Annotated in this window: 19 protein-coding genes; 13 read left to right on the top strand and 6 right to left on the bottom strand. The window is 65.2% G+C overall.

What is annotated here, in order from left to right:
* The first annotated feature begins 70 nt into the window (after positions 1–70).
* A complete protein-coding gene (gene purB / locus AABD04_RS19110; protein WP_341442122.1) occupies positions 71–1489 on the top strand; it encodes an adenylosuccinate lyase in 1419 nt (472 codons plus the stop codon).
* Here the strand turns inward: purB and AABD04_RS19105 are convergent, their stop codons facing one another.
* The gene (locus AABD04_RS19105) at positions 1490–2281 is read right to left on the bottom strand and encodes an HAD-IIA family hydrolase (protein ID WP_243593878.1); all 792 of its coding nucleotides are present in this window, start codon (positions 2279–2281) and stop codon (positions 1490–1492) included.
* Between the two features lie 68 nt (positions 2282–2349).
* Here AABD04_RS19105 and AABD04_RS19100 point away from each other — a divergent pair, with 68 nt between their 5' ends.
* The gene (locus AABD04_RS19100) at positions 2350–2775 is read left to right on the top strand and encodes an HIT family protein (RefSeq protein ID WP_243593877.1); all 426 of its coding nucleotides are present in this window, start codon (positions 2350–2352) and stop codon (positions 2773–2775) included.
* Here the strand turns inward: AABD04_RS19100 and AABD04_RS19095 are convergent.
* Positions 2762–3844 carry an ABC transporter substrate-binding protein gene (locus AABD04_RS19095; protein ID WP_341442121.1) on the bottom strand — a complete coding sequence of 361 codons (1083 nt, stop codon included), beginning with the start codon at positions 3842–3844 and terminating at the stop codon, positions 2762–2764. The two genes, AABD04_RS19100 and AABD04_RS19095, sit on opposite strands and share 14 nt — an antisense overlap.
* Positions 3845–4208: 364 nt before the next feature.
* Here AABD04_RS19095 and AABD04_RS19090 point away from each other — a divergent pair, with 364 nt between their 5' ends.
* The 5 genes from AABD04_RS19090 (at position 4209) to AABD04_RS19070 (ending at position 9408) form a co-directional block, all read left to right on the top strand.
* Positions 4209–5495 carry a lysine N(6)-hydroxylase/L-ornithine N(5)-oxygenase family protein gene (locus AABD04_RS19090; RefSeq protein ID WP_341442120.1) on the top strand — a complete coding sequence of 429 codons (1287 nt, stop codon included), beginning with the start codon at positions 4209–4211 and terminating at the stop codon, positions 5493–5495.
* A gap of 5 nt (positions 5496–5500) precedes the next feature.
* The gene (locus AABD04_RS19085; RefSeq protein WP_243593874.1) at positions 5501–6565 is read left to right on the top strand and encodes an iron chelate uptake ABC transporter family permease subunit; all 1065 of its coding nucleotides are present in this window, start codon (positions 5501–5503) and stop codon (positions 6563–6565) included.
* A complete protein-coding gene (locus AABD04_RS19080) occupies positions 6562–7629 on the top strand; it encodes a FecCD family ABC transporter permease (RefSeq protein WP_341442119.1) in 1068 nt (355 codons plus the stop codon). Before AABD04_RS19085 ends, AABD04_RS19080 begins: the two co-directional genes overlap by 4 nt.
* Positions 7626–8438 (top strand): ABC transporter ATP-binding protein, encoded by an 813-nt coding sequence (locus AABD04_RS19075; protein WP_341442118.1) that lies wholly within the window; start codon positions 7626–7628, stop codon positions 8436–8438. The genes AABD04_RS19080 and AABD04_RS19075 overlap by 4 nt, the downstream gene beginning before the upstream one ends.
* A 76-nt stretch (positions 8439–8514) precedes the next feature.
* Complete coding sequence (locus AABD04_RS19070; RefSeq protein WP_341442117.1) at positions 8515–9408, top strand: siderophore-interacting protein; 894 nt, start codon at positions 8515–8517, stop codon at positions 9406–9408.
* Here the strand turns inward: AABD04_RS19070 and AABD04_RS19065 are convergent.
* Positions 9405–10598, bottom strand: a complete 1194-nt coding sequence (locus AABD04_RS19065; protein WP_341442116.1) for an FAD-dependent monooxygenase — start codon at positions 10596–10598, stop codon at positions 9405–9407. The two genes, AABD04_RS19070 and AABD04_RS19065, sit on opposite strands and share 4 nt — an antisense overlap.
* Before the next feature lie 117 nt (positions 10599–10715).
* Between AABD04_RS19065 and AABD04_RS19060 the strand changes: the two genes are divergently transcribed.
* The 3 genes from AABD04_RS19060 to AABD04_RS19050 are packed head-to-tail and all read left to right on the top strand — an operon-like array spanning position 10716 to position 14383.
* Entirely contained in the window at positions 10716–11759 is a 1044-nt protein-coding gene (locus AABD04_RS19060) for an iron ABC transporter substrate-binding protein (RefSeq protein WP_341442115.1), read from the top strand.
* 3 nt (positions 11760–11762) lie between these two features.
* Positions 11763–13331 carry an ABC transporter permease gene (locus AABD04_RS19055; RefSeq protein WP_243593868.1) on the top strand — a complete coding sequence of 523 codons (1569 nt, stop codon included), beginning with the start codon at positions 11763–11765 and terminating at the stop codon, positions 13329–13331.
* Entirely contained in the window at positions 13328–14383 is a 1056-nt protein-coding gene (locus AABD04_RS19050) for an ABC transporter ATP-binding protein (protein WP_341442114.1), read from the top strand. The genes AABD04_RS19055 and AABD04_RS19050 overlap by 4 nt, the downstream gene beginning before the upstream one ends.
* A 3-nt stretch (positions 14384–14386) precedes the next feature.
* Here the strand turns inward: AABD04_RS19050 and AABD04_RS19045 are convergent, their stop codons facing one another.
* Positions 14387–15799, bottom strand: a complete 1413-nt coding sequence (locus AABD04_RS19045; RefSeq protein ID WP_341442113.1) for an MDR family MFS transporter — start codon at positions 15797–15799, stop codon at positions 14387–14389.
* A 62-nt stretch (positions 15800–15861) separates the two neighbouring features.
* Between AABD04_RS19045 and AABD04_RS19040 the strand changes: the two genes are divergently transcribed.
* Positions 15862–16746 carry a phosphoribosylaminoimidazolesuccinocarboxamide synthase gene (locus AABD04_RS19040; RefSeq protein WP_243608795.1) on the top strand — a complete coding sequence of 295 codons (885 nt, stop codon included), beginning with the start codon at positions 15862–15864 and terminating at the stop codon, positions 16744–16746.
* Complete coding sequence (locus AABD04_RS19035) at positions 16743–18869, top strand: S9 family peptidase (protein WP_341442112.1); 2127 nt, start codon at positions 16743–16745, stop codon at positions 18867–18869. The genes AABD04_RS19040 and AABD04_RS19035 overlap by 4 nt, the downstream gene beginning before the upstream one ends.
* A 48-nt stretch (positions 18870–18917) precedes the next feature.
* Here AABD04_RS19035 and AABD04_RS19030 read toward each other — a convergent pair whose 3' ends face one another.
* Entirely contained in the window at positions 18918–19592 is a 675-nt protein-coding gene (locus tag AABD04_RS19030) for a response regulator (RefSeq protein WP_243593863.1), read from the bottom strand.
* The gene (locus AABD04_RS19025) at positions 19589–21166 is read right to left on the bottom strand and encodes a sensor histidine kinase (protein ID WP_243593862.1); all 1578 of its coding nucleotides are present in this window, start codon (positions 21164–21166) and stop codon (positions 19589–19591) included. The genes AABD04_RS19030 and AABD04_RS19025 overlap by 4 nt, the downstream gene beginning before the upstream one ends.
* A gap of 151 nt (positions 21167–21317) precedes the next feature.
* Between AABD04_RS19025 and AABD04_RS19020 the strand changes: the two genes are divergently transcribed.
* The gene (locus AABD04_RS19020; RefSeq protein WP_341442111.1) at positions 21318–22715 is read left to right on the top strand and encodes a cation:dicarboxylate symporter family transporter; all 1398 of its coding nucleotides are present in this window, start codon (positions 21318–21320) and stop codon (positions 22713–22715) included.
* Positions 22716–22756 lie beyond the last annotated feature (41 nt).

Genomic DNA, 22756 nt, shown 5'->3' with positions numbered 1-22756 from the left:
GCGGCCGGCAGGAGGGAACAGTGCAGTCGTCTTCCGAGACCGACAACTACGCCACGTAAGCTGGTCGCTCGTGAGCATCCCGAATGTCCTGGCCACCCGCTACGCGAGTCCCGAACTGGTGGAGCTGTGGTCTCCGGAGCACAAGATCGTCCTGGAACGTCAGTTGTGGATCGCCGTGCTGCGCGCGCAGTCCTCCCTCGGAGTCGACGTCCCCAACGCCGCCATCTCCGACTACGAAGCCGTCGTCGATCGGGTGGATCTCGCGTCGATCGCCGAGCGTGAGCGGGTCACCCGGCACGACGTCAAGGCGCGCATCGAGGAGTTCAACGCCCTGGCCGGGCACGAGCACATCCACAAGGGACTCACCAGCCGCGACCTCACCGAGAACGTCGAGCAGCTGCAGATTCTGAGGTCGCTCGAACACGTCCACGGGCACGGCGTTGCCGTCGCGAAGCGGCTCGCCGAGCGCGCGGCCGAGTACTCCTCGCTGGTGATGGCCGGGCGCAGTCACAACGTCGCTGCCCAGGCCACCACGCTGGGCAAGCGATTCGCGTCTGCCGCGGACGAGCTGCTGTTGGCGCTGTCGAGGGTGCAGGAACTGATCGCGCGCTACCCGCTGCGCGGAATCAAGGGGCCGATGGGCACCTCGCAGGACATGCTCGACCTGTTCGGCGGTGACTCCGCCAAGCTGGTCGCTCTCGAGCGGATCGTTGCCGACCACCTCGGCTTCCGCCACACGCTCACCAGCGTCGGCCAGGTCTACCCGCGCTCGCTCGACCACGAGGTGGTGTCCGCGCTGGTCCAGGTCGGTGCCGGCCCGTCGTCGTTCGCACACACTGTCCGACTGATGGCCGGCCACGAACTCGTCACCGAAGGCTTCCAGCCGGGCCAGGTCGGCTCGTCGGCGATGCCGCACAAGATGAACACCCGGTCGTGTGAGCGCGTCAACGGCCTGCAGGTGGTGCTGCGCGGCTACGGATCGATGGCCGCCGAGCTCGCCGGAGCGCAGTGGAACGAGGGCGACGTCTTCTGTTCCGTTGTTCGCCGCGTCGCGCTGCCCGACGCCTTCTTCGCCATCGACGGTCTCATCGAGACCTTCCTGACCGTGCTCGACGAATTCGGGGCGTATCCGGCGGTCATCGCGAAGGAACTCGACCGCTACCTGCCGTTCCTCGCGACGACCAAGGTGCTGATGGCCGCCGTGCGCGCGGGCGTCGGACGCGAAACCGCACACGAGGCGATCAAGGAGCACGCCGTTGCCGTCGCATTGGCGATGCGTGAGCAGGGACTCGACCCGGACCTGCTCGACCGCTTGGCCGCCGACGATCGCCTGCCACTCGATCGGGCCGCGCTCGATGCGGCGCTGGCCGACAAGACGGCCTTCATCGGTGCGGCCGACGCTCAGGTCGGTGCTGTCGTCTCGGCAGTGGAGCGGCTGATCGCGAAATTCCCGGCCGGAGCGTCGTACAGCCCGTCGCCCATTCTCTAGTCAGGCGAGGACGTCGGGCAGGTCGGCGACCGAGTCGATCACGTGATCGGGTTCCATCGCGAACTCGTCGGTGATGCGTCGATCGAGGACGTCCTGACGGAATTTCCCGGTGCGAACGAGTACTCCCGTCATGCCGACGACCTGGGCGGCGAGGACGTCGTTGTCGAGATCGTCACCGACCATCACGACGTCGTCCGGGTCGACGCCCATCCGATCGGATGCCGTCCGGAAGCCCAGGGGAGCGGGCTTGCCGATCGCTTTCGCAGCGTGCCCGGACGCTTGCTCCATCCCGGCGAGGTACATGCCGGTGTCGATGCGCAACCCGCCACCGGTGCTCCACATCAACGACCTGTGCATTGCAACGACGGGTATGCCGCGGCACAGCCAGTCGTAGACGCGGCTGAGCCGCTCGTGCGTGAACTCCGGCCCGGCACCGCCGACCACCACGACGTCGGGATCCTCGGACGTCTCGTCGACGAAGTCGATTCCCGGCATGTCCCTTGCGATCTCACCGTTGTTGATCAGCACCACCCGTGAATCCGGATAGTTCTCGCGAAGATGATCTGCGGTGAGCGACGCGGCCGTGACGATCTCGTCGGAATGGACGTCCAGACCCACATCGCGCAGTGCGGTCGCGATCTGCTCACGCGTCTTCGACGTCGTATTGGTCAGAAATGCGCGCGCAATGTCCTTGCTGTCCAAGTACTTCAGAGTGTCCGCTGCCCCTGGCACCGCTTGCCACGACGTCACCAGAACGCCGTCGATGTCGAAAAGAACCCCGCCGATACCCATCGACAAACAGTAGTCTCCGGCTTCGGGCTCTGCAGCCTCAGAGCACCGAGCGCCTACGCTCGGTGGTTGTGAACCCCTACACGATTTTCGCCGAGATCATTGCCGGGACGGCCGAGGCTTCTCGCGTCCACGAGGACGAGACAGCGGTTGCGTTCATGGACATCAGGCCGCTCACCAGCGGACATGTGCTGGTCGTGCCCAGGCAGCAGTTCCGGACTCTCGAGGAGCTGCCACCGGAGATCGGGGCGCACCTGTTCGTGGTGGGACAGAAAGTGGCCGCCGCTGTGCGAGCGAGCAATCCGCGTGTCGCCGGAGTCAACTTCTTTCTCGCCGACGGCACGGTGGCCGGTCAGGAAATCTTCCACGTGCACCTGCACGTGATCCCCCGGATGATCGGCGACGGCTTCGGGCTGCGGGCTCGGCCGTCGTCGCCGCAGCGATCCGAACTGGACCGGCAGGCCACAGAGATCGCAGCCGCTCTCACTCGGTCGTGACCTTCTTCGCCTTGGACAGCGCGTCGGCATAGACGTCGATGGTCTTGGTGTAGCGGCTGTAGCTCTTGTTGGCGCCGTAGTCCCACAACACCATCTGCTGCTCGTCGACGGCGGCGATCGTGTCGAAGGCCGGGTAACGACTCGGGATGTCGGCGAGCTTCACGTCGGCGGCGTTGGCGACGTCGTGATAAACGAACGCGACGTCGGCGTCGACGGTCGACACGTTCTCCCACGACACCTTCTTCCAGTACCCGTCATCGGTGCCGTCGGGGGTGTACATCTTCAGGCCCCACCGTTGGTAGTCGCTGAAGTCCGGGTCTGCCGACGGATCGAGGACGTACGCGACGTCGAGGGGCCAGACGCCGACGCCGGTGAGGTCCTGACGCTCCGAGGCAACCTTCTCGAATTTCGCCACCGCGGCGTCGAATTCGGCCTTGATGTCGGCCAGTTGTGGCGTGTCGAGGTCGACGCCGAGCGAGGATGCGAGTCCGGCGTAGTTCTCGATGGTCTTCGCCGTCGAGGTCGTGTCCAAGGTGACACCCAGAGTGGGGGCGAGCTGATCGATCGTGTCGGCCTTGGACGAGTCGGCGGTGGTGGTCAGCTTGCCGAACTGGCCGAATCGAGGGTTGTACTCGCCGATGACGAGATCCGGTTCGAGGCCGGCGGCCTTCTCGACATCGAATGTCCCCCAGCTCTCGCCGACCGATTCGATGCCCGTGAGATCGGAGCAGTTCAGAATCGGGCTGGTGGACATCGGAGTCGTCGACCAGATGGCGATGGGTCTGATGCCGTACGACATCAGCGCTGCTGCCGATTCCTCGTCGGCGATGATTCTCTTCGGCTGAGTATCGAGCGAGATCGTGCGTCCACGACCGTCGGTATACGTGAACGGTCCCGATGCTCGGTCGACTGCATCGACGCGGTCGTTCTCGCCGCACGCGGCTGGGTTCGCGTTCAGGTCGACGACCTCGGTGTCGGTGGTACCGCTGCTGCACGCTGCAGTGGCGAGAAGCACGAGCACCGCGATACCTCCGGTGAGGGCGCGGGGGCCGGATCTGTATCGCCCCATGGTGCGGATTCTTGTCGAAGACATGCGCTCACTTTCGCGTTCGATGATGGACGGTGGAACCGAGGGAGATCGAGGGCCACGGACGTTTCCGGGCGCACTCGGCGAACGACGGAGCCGTTGTAGCCGAGAGAATGTTAGGTTAGCCTACGGTAGGCAAGTAGCGTTGCTCATGACATCGAGCCAGGACGCTGGGCACTGCCGAGACGGCCATCGACGGACCCTCGCCGGCGTCACCCCGAATCTCGTCCGCAAGTAGAAGGAGACGCCTCATGCACCGCACCCAGCTCGGTGGAGCGATCCACCGTGTAGGCCTCGTTCATGCCGATCTGCACTCCACCGATCGAATCTCGGGGGCGATCGTTCGATGACCTCGCACAACGACCACGTCGACGACCAGTACGACATCGTCGGCGTCGGATTCGGTCCTTCCAATCTCGGTCTGGCCATCGCGATCGAGGAACACAATCGAACATGCGCGCCGGCCGAGCGTCTGACCTCGTGTTTCATCGAGTCGAAGGACGAGTTCGCCTGGCACCCCGGCATGTTGTTGCCGGGCACCTCGATGCAGATCTCGTTCCTCAAGGACCTGGCGACGCAGCGCAATGCCGGCAGTGAGTACACCTTTCTGGCGTATCTGTCTGAGCAGGATCGGCTCCATCACTTCATCAACCTGCAAACGTTCTTCCCGAGTCGGCTCGAGTTCCACGATTACCTGGCCTGGGCCGCCGGAAAGGTCGACGCGACCGTCCACTACGGGACCCGAGCGGTGGACGTCGTCGACACCGGCGACGGGTACGGCGTCCGTACCGAGGGCCGGCGAACCGGGACCGTCCGGGCGCGCAACATCGTGCTCGCCGGTGGACTGACCGCCACCCTGCCCGACGGGGTCACTGCGTCGGACCGGCAGTTCCACAATCACGATCTTCTCGGCCATCTCGATCGGTTGCCGTCGCGGACGCATCGCACGTTCGTCGTTGTCGGTGCCGGGCAGAGCGCAGCCGAGGTGGTGGACTACCTGCACTCGACGTACAGCGATGCCTCGGTGCACGCGGTGCTGCGCAAGTACGGGTACAGCCCGGCCGACGACAGCCCGTACGCCAATCGCATCTTCGATCCGACGGCCGTCGACGACTTCTATTCGTCGTCGCACACGCTGCGCGAGCAGTTGCTGCAGTATCACCGCGGCACCAACTATTCCGCCGTCGACCTGCCTCTGATCGAGGAGTTGTACGCGCGCGAGTACGCCGAGCGGGTCAGCGGGCAGCGCCGGTTGTTCGTGCACGGAGCATCCCGGTTGGTCGGAGCCACCGAGGAGCCGTCGGGCGTGCGTGTCTCCGTAGAGCACGGCCCGACGGGGCTGGCCGAGGACGTACTGTGCGACGCTGTCGTCTATGCCACCGGCTTCACGTCCCTCGATCTACCCGAGATCCTCGGTCCACTGTTCGACGCCGTCGAATACGACTCTCGCGGTCCTCGCGTGACGCGTGACTACCGACTCGTGACGCGTGAACCGAGTGCGGGTTCGATCTACCTCCAAGGCGGCACCGAGCACACGCACGGTCTGACCTCGTCCTTGTTGTCCAACATCGCTGTTCGCAGCGGTGAGATCGTGAAGTCCGCTGTGAGCGCGAGGGTGCGATCGGTGGTGTGAATCGGGTGAGGACGAGCGTGGGCGACGAGCCGGAACAGCGAGACGTTCCGGCTGAAGTCGGTGGCCTGGCTCGTACCGATGCGCGGCGGGCCGCAGGATTGTTCTTCGTCGTCGCTGTCTTGGCAGCGTTGTGCCTGGTGAGCATCTCGGTGGGGACCGAGTACATCCCGATCGGTCAGGTGTGGCGCGGGCTGTTCTTCACCGACGGATCCACCGAATCCGTGATAGTCCGCGAACTGCGGCTTCCCCGTACCGTTCTCGGGTTGCTGGTCGGGATCGCCCTCGGAGTGGCCGGTGCACTGATTCAGGCGATGACGCGAAATCCACTGGCCGACCCGGGAATCCTCGGTGTCAACGCCGGGGCGGCTTTCCTCGTCGCGATTGCCGTCGGTGTGTTGGGTGTCACCGGCATTCGGTCCTACATCTGGTTCGCGTTCGCCGGAGCCGTGCTTGCCACGGTGGCGGTGTACGCGCTGGGGTCGCTGGGGCGAGCGGGAGCGACTCCGATTCGCTTGACGCTGTCCGGAATTGCGCTCGGTGCGGTCCTCGGCGGTATCACCTCGGGCATGCTGCTGCTCGATCCGGATGCCTTCGACAGGATGCGGTTCTGGGGTGCGGGGTCGTTGGCCGGTCGGGGCGTGGACGTCGCGTTCGAGATCGCCCCGTTCATCGCGGTCGGCGTCTTCCTGGCCGCCCTGATCGCTCGTCCACTCAACGCGGTCGCGCTCGGCGACGACCTGGCGCAGTCGTTGGGGGCGAACGTGATTCGTACCAGAATCATCGGTGTCGTCGCAGTGACTCTGCTCGCCGGCGCTGCGACGGCGGCAGCCGGTCCCATCGGATTCGTCGGACTGATGATTCCACACATGGTGCGCTGGTTCGTCGGCCCGGACCAGCGCTGGATCCTGATCTACACGGTGTTCGCAGCACCGGGCTTGCTCCTGCTCTCGGACGTGGTCGGACGTATCGTGATCAGGCCGGGGGAGCTGCAGGTCGGCATCGTCACCGCGTTCGTCGGCGCACCGGTGCTCATCGTGCTGGTTCGCCGGAAGAAGGCGAGCGGACTGTGACCCGTGAACAACACGGCGGCGGCATCGATTTCGGCCGAAAGCTGTGGGTCGTTCGAGTGCGGGATCGAGTGGACGGCCGTATCGATATCCGGGCGGTCGGCGTCTGCGCGGCCTTGCTTCTCGTGACGGTGGTGGTCTCCGTTCTCGCGGTCGGGACCGGCGACTTCTACATTCCGCCGAACGAGGTGCTCACCGCGGTGTTCGGCGACGCGCCACGCCTGACCGAGATCGTGGTGATGGAGTGGCGGTTTCCCCGAGTGGTACTGGCCTTCCTGTTCGGAGCCGCCCTCGGTGTATCGGGTGCGATATTCCAATCTCTGACGCGAAATCCTCTGGGCAGCCCGGACATCATCGGATTCGCCACCGGTTCCTACACCGGCGCGCTCGTTGTGATCCTCGCCCTCGGTGGTGGCTACTACCGGACCGGAGCGGGCGCACTCGTCGGTGGCCTCGCCACGGCCGCGGTGGTGTATCTGCTCGCATACCGACGAGGGGTACAGGGCTTTCGGTTGATCATCGTCGGGATCGCCGTCAGTGCGGTACTTGCCTCCGTCAACACCTGGCTCGTGATCAGAGCCGACCTGGACGACGCGATCGCAGCCGCCGTGTGGGGTGCGGGCACGCTCAACGGGTTGGGGTGGTCGCAGGTGGGACCCGTACTGGCAGTGTCGATCGTCATCGCGTCGGGCTTGGCGCTGCTCTCGCGTCGGCTGCCGATGTTGGAGATGGGGGACGACGCGGCGAGGGCGCTCGGTGTGCGTCCCGAGCCGACCCGGTTGATGCTGGTGTTCCTGGGAGTTGCACTCATCGCGTTGGTCACCGCGGCGGCGGGGCCCATCTCGTTCATCGCGCTCGCTGCACCGCAGTTGGCGCGCCGCCTCACCGGCACCTCGGGAGTGGCGATGGTGCCCGCCGCGTGCATGGGAGCGCTGCTGTTGGTCGTGAGCGACGTGGTTGCGCAGCGAGTCTTCGCTCCCACTCAGCTGCCGGTGGGCGTGGTGACCGTATCGGTCGGCGGCGCATACTTCGTGTGGTTGTTGGCGCGGGAAGGCAGGAAGCAGTGACGAAGCCTCGATTGCACACCGACGACATCACGGTCGGCTACGACAAGAGTGTCATCAGCGAGAACCTGACCGTCGAGATTCCCGACGGCAAGTTCACCGTCATCGTCGGACCGAATGCCTGCGGCAAATCGACTCTGCTGCGGGCGCTCTCGCGGCTGTTGAAGCCCTCGCACGGAACCGTTCTGCTGGACGGGAAGGCGATCTCGTCGTATCCGGCGAAAGAAGTTGCCCGACGCCTCGGCCTGCTTCCGCAGACCTCCATCGCACCCGACGGTATCTCCGTGGCCGATCTCGTTGCGCGGGGGCGTTATCCGCATCAGAAGCTGATCAGGCAGTGGTCGGCGGTGGACGAGGCTGCAGTGATCGAGGCAATGGACGCCACCGGAGTGACAGCACTGTCCGCTCGTCCGGTGGACGAACTGTCCGGCGGACAGCAGCAACGCGTGTGGGTGGCAATGGTTCTCGCGCAGCAGACGCCGCTGTTGCTGTTGGACGAACCGACGACCTTCCTCGACATCGCGCACCAGGTCGAACTGCTCGACCTGTTGGCCGGTCTGAACCAGGAGAACGGTCGCACTCTCGTCGCGGTACTGCACGATCTCAACCACGCCTGCCGGTACGCCGACCACATCATCGCGATGAAGGACGGAGCGGTGGTCACCGAAGGCGCGCCCACCGACGTCGTCACCGCCGAGCTGGTCGAGGCCGTCTTCGGGTTGCCGTGCCGCATCATCGACGATCCGGAATCACACACTCCGTTGGTGATTCCCAAGGTGGGGCGGTCACAGGCTAGGCAAGGCTTAGTTTAGAATTGGTGGAGAACGGCCGCCGAGTCAGCTCGAAGGTCTCGCAAGAGTGACGTCGAGATATGTATCGAGGACGAAGATGAGTGAACAACCGCGGGGTTACTACTACGCCGATGTCGTTGCAGTGGAACAGCTCACCGTGCACATGGTGCGCGTGACGTTCGGCGGCGAGCATGTCGCGGGCTACCGTACGCTCGGGGTGCCCGACGAATGTGTCGGCGTCTATTTTCCTCGGGCGGGGGAGATGACGCCGCCGCCGATGACCGAGGTCGACGGCGTGTGGTGGTTCCACGGTCTGGACGACGCACCGGAGGGCCGCAACTACACCATTCGTCGCCTCGACGAGGCGCGCGGTGAGCTGACCATCGACTTCTTCGCTCACGAGGGCGGGGTCGCGGCCACCTGGGCGCAGCAGGCCGCGCCGGGGCAGACGGTGCTGTTCACCCGTCCTCGGTCCTGGTACTCACCGCCCGCCGACGTCGAATGGCTGTTGCTGGTCGCGGACATGACCGGGTTGCCCGCACTCGGACGGCTCGTCGAACAGTTGCCTGCCGGGATGCGGGCGCATGCGATCGTCGAGGTTCTCGAACGCGGTGACATCCAGTCCTTCGAGACCCAGGCCGACGTCACCTTCGACTGGCGCATCGGATCCGGAAACGGCGACAGCGCAAGCGTTCTCGATGACGCGGCGCTGGCCTACCCCGTGCCCGAGGGGCGTGGGTACGTGTGGTTCGCCGGCGAGGCGTCGTCCTCGCGTCGGGTGCGCAAGCACTTCCGCAAGGAATTGGGTTACGAGATCGCGTATTTCGACATCATCGGATATTGGCGGGCCGATTCCGAGAAGTGGCTCGAGAAATACAAGCAGTACCAGGAAGAGGCGCTGGCGGTGTACAACGGCGTCATCGAATCCGGCCGCACCGAGCAGGAAGCCAGCGAGGCATTCGATGCGCTGCTCGAGCGGGTGGGGCTCTAGCTCTGGAATACGTAGTTCGGCAACTCCAGTGTCGCCGCGTCGGGGCCGAGGAACTTGCTGGTCACGGCCTGCACAGGCTTCGATCCGGCCAGGCGCAGGACGGTGCGAAATGCGGCGACTCCCACCGAGGTCTTCGGATGCGCGACGCGCGGCACGCCGGGCGGGAGTTTCTGCGCCTGATCGACGAACGGACGCATACGCGCCTCGAAGGCCTCGAACCCGGCGCGATGATCGGTCGCCCGTGCGAGTTCACCGGCGAGCACGTACGCACCGGTGACCGACAACGTGGTCCCCATTCCGCTCAACGGCGTTGCGCACCAGGCGGCGTCGCCGAGCATGCCGATTCTCCCGTTCGACCAACGCGGGGCCTTCACCTGCGCCAGGTAGTCGACGTACAGTTCCGAGTCCGGACCGAGGGAGTCCAGGATCCGGGGCACCTCCCAACCGACATCGGCGAACTGCGTCCGCAGCGCGGCGACGACCTGCTCGGTGGACGCGCCCTCGTAGCCGCCGGCGTTCGACACCCAGGACAGGCTGAATCGCGTCGTGCCAAGGTTGTCCGGTCGTAGATTGGCCACTCGGGATCCGGGGGCGTTGTACCAGCGCCACCAGCCGTCGTCGCTCGGTCCCTTCGGCAGTACGCCGTAGGCGGTGTACAGGCCGACGGGTGTGGTCTCGGCCTCCCCGGCGAACGCCAGTTCCCTGCTGCTGGAACGGATTCCGTCGGCGAAGAGAACCAGATCGAATCGCTCGGACGGCCCCGACGCGAACGTCACATCGACGCCGTCGGCATCCTGGGCCACGCCGATCACGCGATCGCCGTAGCGATACTCGGTTCGGGGTCCGGCGGATTCGACCAGAATCCGCGCGAACTCCCCGCGCAGAATCTCCAACTCCGCCGTCGGGCCGTCGTGGGAGCCATCGCCGGCCGGGAAGGCCGCGATGGTGGCGTTTGCGTCGTCGACGAATCGGGTGCCTTTCTCGGTAGTGCCGTTCGCGAGCAGGGTCTCGTCCAGGCCCATGCGCCGCAGCACCTCGCGGCCGGAGCCGCGCACGTCGATGTTCTGACCGCCGAGTCGCAGTTGCGGAGCGCGTTCGAGCACGATGACCTCGTAGCCGGCTCGGTCGAGCCAGAAGGCGAGAGTGGGTCCGGCGATGCTGGCACCGGTGACGAGCACACGAGAAGACATGGGGCGCGGATGCCCGGGCGGCCGGTCGTTCAATCCCGGAGGGAAAGTAGCTGAGCCTCACCTTTGTGGTGTACTTTCATCGAATTGTCCGAATGACCCGTTTCCGTCAGGAGAACCGTGTTCACCGTTCGCCGTCTGGCGCTGCTCTCGTTCAGCGCAACCCTCGCCCTCGGTCTCGTCGCATGCAGCTCGGAAGGCTCGTCCGACGAAGGCACGTCCACCTCCGAGTCCGCCTCCGCCGAGTCCGCACTCGTGGTGTACTCCGGCCGCGGTGAGGAGCTCGTCGACCCACTGATCGAGCGCATCGGTGGCGGTATCGAGGTCGACTACTCGGGCAACACCAACGCCCAGGCCGCGAAGATCCTCGAAGAGGGCGACGCCACCCCGGCGGACGTCTTCTACGGTCAGGATGCAGGCGCACTCGGTGCCCTCGACGAGGCCGGTGCCCTCGCACCGCTGCCCGAGGACATCCTCTCGCTCGTCCCAGAGCAGTACCGCGGTGCCGACGGCACCTGGGTCGCCACCTCCGCGCGGGCCCGCGTGCTGGCCTACAACTCCGATTCGGTGCAGGCAGCAGACCTGCCCACCGGTATCGACGGACTGCTCGACCCGCGCTGGCGCGGACAGATCGGCTACGCACCCACCAACGCGTCGTTCCAGGCCTTCGTCACCGCCCTGCGCGTGCAGCGCGGTGAGGACGGTGCCCGCACCTGGCTCGAAGGATTCGTCGCCAACGAGCCCGTCGCGTTCGAGGGCAACAACCCGCTGCTGACCGCAGTCAACGACGGACAGGTCGCCACCGGCCTGCTCAACCACTACTACTGGTACCCCTTCAAGGAAGAGAACGGCGACGACGCCCCGGTCGAGCTGCATTACTTCGAGCCCGGCGATCCCGGCGCGCTGATCAACGTCGCAGGTGCCGGTGTGCTGGCTGATTCGGACAACCAGGAAGCGGCATTCGACTTCGTGCGCGAGCTGCTCTCCACCGAATCGCAGACCTACTTCGCGAACGAGACCGCCGAATACCCCGTCATCGACGGAGTCACCTCGGATTACGACCTGCCGCCGCTGTCCGAGCTGGGCTCGACCGATCTCGATCTGGGCCAGCTGTCGTCCCTCGAGGAGACCCAGACCCTGCTCACCGACGTCGGAATCATCTAGGCGGTGCCCACGTCTGCACTCCAGCCGCTTCGGCGGCGCCACTTCGGCGGTCGTCCCGTTCTCGGGACGACCGCGTTGTGCGTGGGAGCGCTGACGCTGACACCCTTGGTGTACCTGTTCGTTCGAGCGTTCGACGGCGGAACCGAGAAGGTGCTGCGACTGCTCCTTCGGCAACGCACACTCGACCTCGCGATCCGTACGGCAACACTGACTCTCACCGTGCTCGTCGCGTCCGTCGTGGTCGGGACGCTGCTGGCCTGGTTGACCGTCCGTACCGATCTACCGGGGCGACGCTTCTTCGCGATGGTCCTCGCCGCTCCACTCGCCATCCCGTCCTACGTGTCCGGGTACCTGTGGATCGCCGAATTCCCCTCGTTGGCAGGCTTTTCCGGTGCCGCACTGGTGCTCACGTTGTCGTGCTTTCCGCTGGTGATGCTGCCGGTATCCGCGGCGTTCGCCACCGCCGACCCATCGTTGGCCGAGGTCTCGCGAACCCTCGGTCGAGGTGCCGTGCGCACGGCGCTGACCGTCGAGTGCCGTCGCGTGGTGCCGGCCGCGGCGGCGGGCGCTCTGCTGGTCGCGCTCTACACCATCAGTGACTTCGGGGCGGTGGCTCTGATGCGATACGACGCCTTCACGCTCGGTATCTACAGTGCGTACCGCGGGGGACTCGATCGCACCGCAGCCGCTGTTCTCGGGCTGGTCCTCGTGGTGGGTGCGTTGGTGCTGACCCTCCTCGAACGGCGTGCCCGACGCGGTGCCACGGCGAGGGTGGGATCGGGAACCGACCGGACGGCCGAGCCGGTCGTGCTCGGCCGCTGGCGTATCCCGGCTCTCGCCGTTGTCGTTGCGGCACTGACACTCTCGGTAGTGGTGCCGATACTGGCCTTGGCGCGATGGCTGAGTCGATCGTTGCGGTTCACCTTCGACTGGGTGGACGTGCTGGCCGTCACGGCCAAGACCGTCCAGTACTCCGCGACCGCCGCAGTGGTGGTGGCCGTGCTCGCGTTGCCGGTCGCGCTGTTCGCGGCCCGATCCACGTCGAGGGCCGCTCGCGGTGCCGAGCTGTCCACCTACATCGCGCACGGGCTACCGGGTATCACCGTCGGGCTCGCCACGGTCTTTCTCGGAATCCGGTTCCTGCCGTCGTTCTACCAGACGGCGGTTCTGCTGGTACTGGCATACGTGGTGCTGTTCCTGCCGTTGGCCGTCGGCAGCACCAGAGCTGTCGTCGACGCCACTCCCGTTGTCCTCGAGGATGTCTCACGGACGTTGGGCGCGGGCCGGCTCCGCACCGACCTTCGGGTGACGATTCCGATCGCGGCACCCGGCATCGCCGCCGGGGCCGCTCTGGTTTTCCTGACCGTCGCCAAGGAGCTCCCTGCGACGTTGATGTTGCGCCCTCGGGGAGTCGACACTCTCGCGACTACGCTGTGGTCCACCACCGAGGCGTTCCGATACGGCGAGGCGGCTCCCTACGCCCTGGCCCTGATCCTGATCTCGGTGGTCCCGACGGTCGTACTGACACGAGCGCTGGGGCGCACGACGCGGAAGCGAGTAGCACTGCCATGAGCATGGTGATCTCCGGTCTGGTTGCCTCGTACGGCAGTACGGCTGTGCTGCACGGGATCGATCTCGACCTCGGCGACGGCGAGATGCTTGCCGTCCTCGGTCCGTCCGGGTGCGGCAAGACGACTCTGTTGCGATCCATTGCGGGACTGCACCGCATCGACGCAGGCCGGATCACCGCTGATGGGCGGGACATCTCGGTGGCGGGGCAGATTCAGGTGCCACCGGAAAAGCGGGGGATAGGCCTGATGCCGCAGGAGGGTGGGCTGTTTCCACACCTGTCGGTACGAAGGAACATCGAATTCGGTTTGCGTGCAGGGTTTCTGCGGCCCTACCTGTCCGGTCGCGCAGAGCGCACGCACCGCGTCGACGAGATGCTCGAACTCGTCGGACTGCCGGACGCCGGTGGGGTCAAACCCAGCGAGCTCTCGGGAGGCCAACAGCAGCGCATCGCGTTGGCGCGTGCGCTCGCTCCGGCTCCGTCGGTGGTGTTGATGGACGAGCCGTTCGCCGCCCTCGACGCGGGGCTGCGAACCTCGATCAGGCAGGACGTACGAGAGTTGTTGCAGTCCAGCAAGACCGCGTCGATCCTGGTCACCCACGATCGGGCGGAGGCGCTCGGAACTGCAGATCGGGTTGCCGTGCTGCTGGGTGGTCGCTGCGCCCAGATCGACACACCGCGTGAGGTGTACGAGCGACCCGCCACACCCGCCGTCGCGCGCTTCGTCGGCGATGCCTACTTCGTCGACGCTGCAGCCGAGGGCGGCCACGTCGACACCATTCTGGGGCGTCTGGAATCCACCACCCGAGCGACAGGAAACGGGCAGGCGCTGCTCCGGCCCGAACAGCTGTCGGTCTCGGAGCGCAAGGAGGGCGCATTTTTCGTCGAACACGAGTTCTTCACCGGCCCGGAATCCTCGGTCACCCTGCGGCACAGGGACACCGGGCTTCTGCTCCGGGCGATTGCCCGGACCTCCGATCGATTCGCTCCCGGCACCGCCGTGGACGTCTCCGTGACATCGCCGGTGCACTGGTTTCCGCGTCAGGTGAGTTGAGAACTATCGGGTCGGTTCCGCTGCCCGGTTGGGCATGAACAGTGCCGCGACGGCCATCACCGCTGCCGCCGCCAGGACACCCAGAAAGACCGGATGGATGGCGTCGGACAGTTGTTCGGGGCTCGGATCGCCGGAGACGCGCGAGTTGACGATGGCACCGAAGATCGCGACCCCGACTGCGCTGCCGATGGACCGGGCGAACATGTTGGTCGAGGTGGCGACGCCGCGCTCGGACCATTCGACGCTCGACTGGGCGGCAATGAGGGTAGGGCTGGCGATCAGGCCCATGCCGAGGCCGATCACGAAGCACACCGCGCCCACCTGCCACACCTGTGAATCGGCACCGAGGCCGGTGGCGAATGCCGCTCCGACGACCGCGATGGAGGCACCGACGAGCGCCGTGGTGCGGAAGCCGAAGCGCAGATACACCCGTCCGGATTGGGATGCGGCGATCGGCCAGCCGAGGGTCAGGGTGGACAGCGAGAAGCCGGCGACGATCGCGCCGGTACCCAGAACGCCTTGTACGAAGGTTGGCACGTACGAGGTCAAGCCGAGGATCAATGCACCGACGAGCAGCGAGATGAAGCTGCTGACCACCAGGACCCGACGCGTGAACACCCACAGCGGCAGGATCGGCTCCTCGACTCTGGTCTGAACCACCGCGAAAGCGGCGAGCAACGAGAGTCCGGCGGCGAAGATGGCGATGCTGACGGGGGAGTTCCACGCCCAGGACTGTCCACCTTCGAGCAGCCCGAGCAGCACCATCGCTGCGCCCACCGTCAGCAGCCCGGCACCGAGGTAGTCGATCTTGGGCTTGGTGCGTTCCACGGCTCCCTCGTCGAACTTGCGCCACAGCATCCCCGCCGCCAGCGCACACAACGGAATGTTGATGAAGAAGATCCAGCGCCACGACAAGTATTCGGAGAAGATCCCGCCGAGCGCAGGCCCGAGCACCGAGGACATGGCCCAGACGCTGGCCAGGTAGCCCTGCACCTTGGCGCGCTCGGCCAGGGTGTAGATATCGCCGGCGATGGTGATGCCCATGGGCTGCACGGCGCCCGCCCCGAGACCCTGGATCGCCCGGAACGCGATCAGGGCGGGCATGCTCCAGGCAAGTCCGCACAGGATCGAGCCGAGCAGAAACACCGCGATGCCGAACAGCATGATCTTCTTGCGACCGAACAGGTCGGCCAGTTTGCCGTACAGCGGCACCGATACGGCCTGCGCCAGGAGATAGATGGAGAACAGCCACGGAAACTGGGTGAAGCCGCCCAGATCGTCGACGATGGACAGCACCGCCGTGGCGATGATGGTCGCATCGAGGGCGACCAGAGAGGTGCTGAGCATCAGCGCGACCAGGATCGGTCCGCGTTCGGAGCGGAATCCGACATCCGAGGTCGTGTTGTTCGTTGCCACAGCTACCAGTCTGATCCCTGCAGACGCCCCCACCGCCACCGGCCCAGATAGTGTTGAACACCGTGCGACCATCACTGAGTAGCTACGAGCATCTGGCCGGCGGCAAGGTCCGCGATCTGTACACCATCGACGACGCGCATCTGCTGCTCGTCGCGAGCGACCGAATCTCGGCATACGACCACATCCTCGACACCCCGATTCCGGACAAGGGACGTGTGTTGACGGCCATGAGCGTGTTCTTCTTCGAGGAGCTCGGCGGTGTCAACCACCTGGCCGGCGATCCGCTCGACGAACGCATTCCCGCCGAACTGCTCGGCCGTGCACTGGTGGTGAAGAAGCTGAGCATGGTGCCGGTCGAGTGCGTGGCGCGCGGCTACCTCACCGGCTCCGGGCTGACGGATTACAACGCGACCGGCTCGGTGTGCGGCGTAGAGCTTCGGCCGGGGTTGATCGAATCCAGCAAACTCGACCAAGCGATCTTCACCCCCGCGTCCAAGGCCGAGATCGGCGACCACGACGAGAACATCACGTTCGACCAGGTCGTCGACCTGGTCGGAGCCGAGCTCGCGTTCAAATTGCGTGAAGACACCATCGAGATCTATTCGCGCGCAGCCAACTTCGCTCTGGAACGCGGAATCATTCTCGCGGACACCAAGTTCGAGTTCGGTACCGACGCCGACGGCAACCTCGTCCTGGCCGACGAGGTACTCACGCCCGATTCCTCGCGTTACTGGCCTGCCGATTCGTACCAGGAAGGTCGCGTCCAGCCCAGCTTCGACAAGCAGTTCGTCCGCGACTGGTTGACGGGCGAATCCGGTTGGGACCGCAGCTCCGACACCCCGCCACCACCGTTGCCGGACGACATCGTCGCCGCAACCCGCAGCCGCTACATCGAGGCCTACGAGCGCATCTCGGGCCTGAACTTCGACGATTGGGTCACGCCATGACGATCACCCCACCCGTTGCCAAGAAGGTGCCGCACGAGCGCACCCATCACGGCGACACCTTCATCGACAACTACGAGTGGTTGCGAGCCAAGGAAGATCCCGAGGTGATTGCCTACCTCGAAGCCGAGAACGCATACACCGAGCAGCAGACGGCCGGCCTGGAGTCGTTGCGTGGCAAGATTTTCGACGAGATCAAGTCGCGAACCCAGGAGACCGACCTGTCCGTGCCGACGCGCATGGGCCAATGGTGGTACTACTCGCGCACCGTCGAGGGCAAGTCGTACGGTCTCCAATGCCGTTGCCCCGTCGACTCTCCCGACGATTGGACCCCGCCCACGTTGTCGTCCGACGTGGACGTCCCCGGTGAGCAGATCCTGCTCGACGCCAATCTCGAGGCGGAGGGTCACGACTTCTTCTCCCTCGGTGCGTTCTCGATCAGCCTCGACGGCACGCTGCTGGCGTACTCGACCGACACCGAAGGCGACGAGCGGTACACACTGCGCTTCAAGAACCTCGAGACCGGCGAGCTGCTCGCCGACACCATCGAGAACGTCGCGCCGGGTGCCACCTGGACCGCTGACGCCACGCACGTGTTCTACCTGACGGTCGACGAATCCTGGCGTCCCGACACCGTTTGGCGGCACACGCTCGGCAAGTCGGGGGACGTGAAGGTCTTTCACGAGCCCGACGAAAGCTACTGGGTCGGTTTCGGTTCCACCCGTAGCGAGAAGTACCTGATGATCTGGGTCGGCTCGAAGATCACCTCCGAGTGCCTCGTGCTGGAATCCACCGATCCCGAGGGCGAGTTCCGCGTCGTACTGCCGCGTACGGACGGCATCGAGTACAGCATCGAACACGCCGTGGTAGCCGGTGAGGATCGCTTCCTCATCACCCACAACGGCTCGGTGAACGGCTGGGGCACCGAGGGGGAGAAGGCCGAGAACTTCCTGCTCGCGGAGGCTCCGGTGAGCGATCCTTTGGATCAGCGCATCCTGGTGCCGCATCGCGACGACGTCCGAGTCGAGGACATCGACGCCTTCGCCGGACATCTGATCTTCACCTACCGGCGAGAAGCATTGACCCGCATGGCGATCTGGCCGCTGACCGACGAGGGATACGGCGAATACCGCGAGCTCGAGTTCGACGAGGAGCTGTATTCGGTCGGAGCCGGCTCGAACCCCGAGTGGGATCAGCCGCTGCTGCGGATGGTCTACACCTCGTTCATCACTCCCGGGCAGGTCTACGACCTCGACATCGCCAGTGGCGAACTGCTGCTCCGCAAGTCGCAGCCGGTTCTGGGGAAGTTCGACGCCGCGGACTATGTGCAGCATCGTGAGTGGGCCACTGCGCCCGATGGCACGCAGATTCCGCTGTCGGTCATCGCGCGAAAGGACGTCACCGAAGGGCCTGTGCCGACGCTGCTCTACGGCTACGGATCGTACGAGGCGTCGATGGACCCGTCGTTCTCCGTCGCTCGGTTGTCGTTGCTCGACCGCGGCATCGTCTTCGTCGTCGCGCACGTGCGCGGCGGTGGTGAGATGGGTCGGCACTGGTACGACAACGGCAAGACGCTGAAGAAGAAGAACACGTTCACCGACTTCATCGCTGCCGCACAGCATCTCATCGATACCGGCCGAACCTCACCGAAGCATCTGGTCGCCGACGGCGGCAGCGCAGGCGGACTGCTGATGGGTGCGGTGGCCAACTTGGCACCCGAGTTGTTCAACGGCATCCTCGCCAACGTTCCGTTCGTGGATCCGCTCACCTCCATCCTCGACCCGTCACTGCCGCTGACGGTCATCGAATGGGACGAATGGGGAAACCCGTTGGCGGACAAGGAGGTGTACGACTACATGAAGTCGTACAGCCCGTACGAGAACGTCGAGGCGAAGGACTACCCGTCGATCCTGGCGATCACGTCCATCAACGATACCCGCGTCCTCTACGTCGAACCCGCCAAATGGGTTGCGGCGCTGCGCGCAACCAAGACGGGGGACTCGGACCTGCTGCTCAAGACCGAAATGAGCGCCGGACACGGCGGTGTCAGCGGACGGTACGAGAAATGGAAAGAAGCGGCTTTCGAGTACGCGTGGATTGTGAGCGCCTCCGGCGCACGTGCATAGAAATTCGTAGCCTGCTACGAATTTCCGCTCACATGCGGCGCAGCCGCTCTAACGCCACACGTAGCGGACCTGCGGTCGCCCGGCCTTACCGTATTCGGTGTGCCGGGTGACCAGTCCGTCGTCGGCGAGGCGTTCGAGGTATCGCCATGCCGTCACTCGGGAGACTCCGACGACCTTGGCGGCCTCGGATGCGTTGAGTCCGTCGGCCGCTTCCTTGACGCTGGCGGTGATGCCGTCCATCGTCTGCGGGGCAATGCCTTTGGGAGTCGAGACGCGTTCGTCGGCCGTCCGTAGATGTGCCATGGCGCGGTCGATGTCGCGTTGACTCGACGCGTTCTCCCCGGCCGGCAATGCGGCATGGAATTCGCGATAGCGCTCGAGTTTGTCGCGGAACGCAGCGAAGGTGAATGGCTTGAGCAGATACAGCACGATGCCGTGCGCCACTGCCGAACGCACCACCGACAGATCCCGCTCGGAGGTGATGGCGATGACGTCGGGGCTCGGTCGCAGACCGCCGAGCGCGGCGGCCACGTCGATGCCGCTCGCGTCGGGCAGGCCGATGTCGAGCAACACCAGGTCGACGGCCTCGGTACTGGCGAAGCGCATGGCCGAGGCTCCGGTGTGCGCCACCCCGGCCACTTCGAAGCCCGGGGTGCGCTCGACGTACGTCTTGTGGGCCTCGGCGATCAGCGGTTCGTCGTCGACGATCAGCACCCGGATCACGAGGTAGCTCCCGGAATGGTCGCAACCAGGACCGATCCGTACGTCACTTCCGAGGTCAGAGTGCCTCGATGGCGCGTGATCACCTGGGCTACCAATGCCAAGCCGAGCCCGCGCGAGCCGGACTTGGTCGAGTAGCCACGCCGCAGAGCAGCTTTCAGCGTTTCGGGCGGCATTCCCGGACCGCTGTCGGCGACCCGGACGACGAGTTCACCGTCGGCGTCGCGGACCGTCACTTCGACCCACGGTTGGTCGGATTCTTTCGAGGCATCGATCGCATTGTCTATCAGATTGCCGACCAGCGTGACCAATTCACGGGCAGTGAGCACACCCTCGTGTTCCATCGCGGTGTCGTCGGTGATCGTCAGCTCCACGCCCTGCTCGGCGGCCTGACTGACCTTGCCCAGCAGCAGCGCCGCGAGTGCAGGCTCGCCGACGGAGTTCATCAGGCGGTCGATCAGCGTCTGGGAGAGTTCGAGATCGGCCGTCGCGAACTCGACGGCCTCCTCGGGTCGGCCGAGCTCGACCATGGTGATGACGGTGTGCAGCCTGTTCGCAGACTCGTGAGCCTGCGAACGTAGCGACTCCGCAAAGCTGCGGACCGAGTCCAATTCGCCCATCAACGAACGCAATTCGGTCTGATCGCGAATCGTCAGAACATTGCCCAGGCGTCGGCCCTCCCACATCACCGGATCCTGGTTGACGACGAGCACGCGATCCTTCGTCAGATGCAATTCGCCGCGCACGATGCCGGTGTCCATCTGCTGCATCGACTCCGGCAACGACTCGAACGAGACCGGGCCCTCCGGCAGATCGAGGAGGCGTCGGGCCTCGTCGTTGACCAACTCCGCCTCGTCGCCGCGGCCGAACACAAGCAGTCCCTCACCGATCGAGTGCAGGACGGCGTCGTGATGTTCGTACATCGTGCGCAGCTCCGCCGGTGCCATTCCCAGTGTCTGACGCCGGAGCCGTCGGCTGAGCAATGTCGAACCCGCTGCGGCGACGACAAAAGCGGCGAGCACGACCCCGATGATGAGCGGAAGGCCCTGGAAGAACTGATCGCTGATCTTCTGCCGGGTGACTCCCGCCGAAACGAGCCCGACTATCTCGCCGGACGAGTCGGTGACCGGTGTGACCGAACGGATCGACGGACCGAGAGAACCGACGTACGTCTCCGTGAACGTCTCGCCCTGCAATGCGCGATCGATGTTGCCGCTGAACGGTTTACCGATCAGGTCGACGGTGGTGTGCGTGAATCGGGTCCGATCCGGAGCCATGACGACGATGAAGTCGACGCCGGTGACCTGCCTTATCTTCTCGGTTTCCGGTTGCAGCCGCGACGTCGGGTCGTCGGATTCGATCGCGATAGGCGTCGACGGTTCGTTGGCGATGCTCACCGCGATCGCCGTGACTTCGCGTCGGGTCGCGTCGTCGCTGTTGGACCGTTCGTTGAGCACCGTCAGGATGCCGCCGGCGAACACGACGACGCCGATGACGACGAGCTGCAAGACCAAGACCTGGCCGGCGACGCTCAGCGGGCGCTTCGAGGACAACGCATTCCTTTCGAGCAAGAACATTCGGTGTGAACGAAATGAACGTATAGGTGACTCCTGTCACGGCGTCGAGCAACATCATCTCTCAGCAGGGGTGATGCACCTCACTCCACTCCCCGTAGTCACGAAGTCAGCAGTTCGACTCGCGCTTCACCTGAAACCAGAAGGAACATTCATGACAATCATCGATGGCGAGCGGCACGAGATCCCGCCCACCGAGCCCAAGAAGAAGCGCGACAGGACCCACTGGCTCTACATTGCCGTGATCATTGCGGTGATCTCCGGTGTCATCGTGGGCCTGATCTGGAAGGACTTCGGCGTCTCGCTGGCCGTACTCGGCACGCTGTTCGTCAGCCTGATCAAGATGATGATCAGCCCGGTCATCTTCTGCACCATCGTCCTGGGTATCGGATCGGTTCGGGCCGCGGCGAGCGTGGGCAGAGTCGGTGGCCTGGCGCTGGCGTACTTCCTCACCATGTCGACCATCGCGCTCGGTATCGGCATGGTCGTCGGCAACCTGATCCAGCCCGGTGATGGCCTGAACATCCCCACGGCGGGTGCAGGTGCGGAGTATGCGGCCGACGCCGAGGCGGCAGGCGGCACGATGGACTTCATCGCCGGCATCATCCCGACGTCGTTGCTGTCCTCCCTCACCGCGGGATCCGTGCTCCAGACGCTGTTCGTCGCCATCCTGGTCGGGTTCGCACTGCAGGCCATGGGTAAGAGTGGCGAAGGCATCCTCAAAGGCATCGGTGCAGTGCAGAAGCTCGTCTTCCGCATCCTGACCATGATCCTGTGGCTCGCCCCGATCGGTGCTTTCGGTGCCATCGCCGGTGTCGTCGGTAAGACCGGATTCGACGCCGTCATCCAGCTCGGCACTTTGATGCTCGCCTTCTACATCACGTGCTTCATCTTCGTGTTCTTCTTCCTCGGCCTGATTCTCAAGTTCGTCTCCGGCTTCTCGATCTTCAAGCTGGTCAAGTACCTGGCTCGCGAGTACCTGCTCATCGTCGCCACGTCCTCCTCCGAGTCGGCTCTGCCGCGTCTGATCGCCAAGATGGAGCACGTGGGAGTCGAGCGCACCACCGTCGGCATCGTCGTCCCCACCGGCTACTCGTTCAATCTCGACGGCACCGCGATCTACCTGACGATGGCCTCGATCTTCATCGCCGACGCCATGAACCTGCCGCTCTCGATCCCTGAGCAGTTCTCGCTCCTGCTCTTCATGATCATTGCCTCCAAGGGCGCAGCCGGAGTCTCCGGAGCTGGTCTGGCCACGCTGGCCGGCGGTCTGGAAAGTCACGCTCCCCAGCTTCTGGACGGCGTCCCGATCATCGTCGGAATCGACCGGTTCATGTCCGAGGCTCGCGCAGTCACCAACTTCTCCGGCAACGCAGTCGCCACGCTGTTGGTCGGCACCTGGACCAAGACGATCGACAAGGATCGGGTCACTACCGTCCTCGACGGCGGACTGCCGTTCGACGAGGAGACCATGGTCGACGACCACCTCCCCGAGGACGACCGACCCGCCGACAAGCAGGTCGTCATCGAAAAAGCCGCCGCCAAGGCGTAACACCTGCCGGGCGCCGCGCATCCCCCCGTCGCCCGGTTCGG

It is taken from the genome of Rhodococcoides navarretei, from assembly GCF_038069675.1.
Classification (GTDB): Bacteria; Actinomycetota; Actinomycetes; order Mycobacteriales; family Mycobacteriaceae; genus Rhodococcoides; species Rhodococcoides navarretei.
The sequence above is the reverse complement of the archived record's forward strand: the minus strand, read 5'-3'. Positions and strand labels throughout refer to the sequence as shown.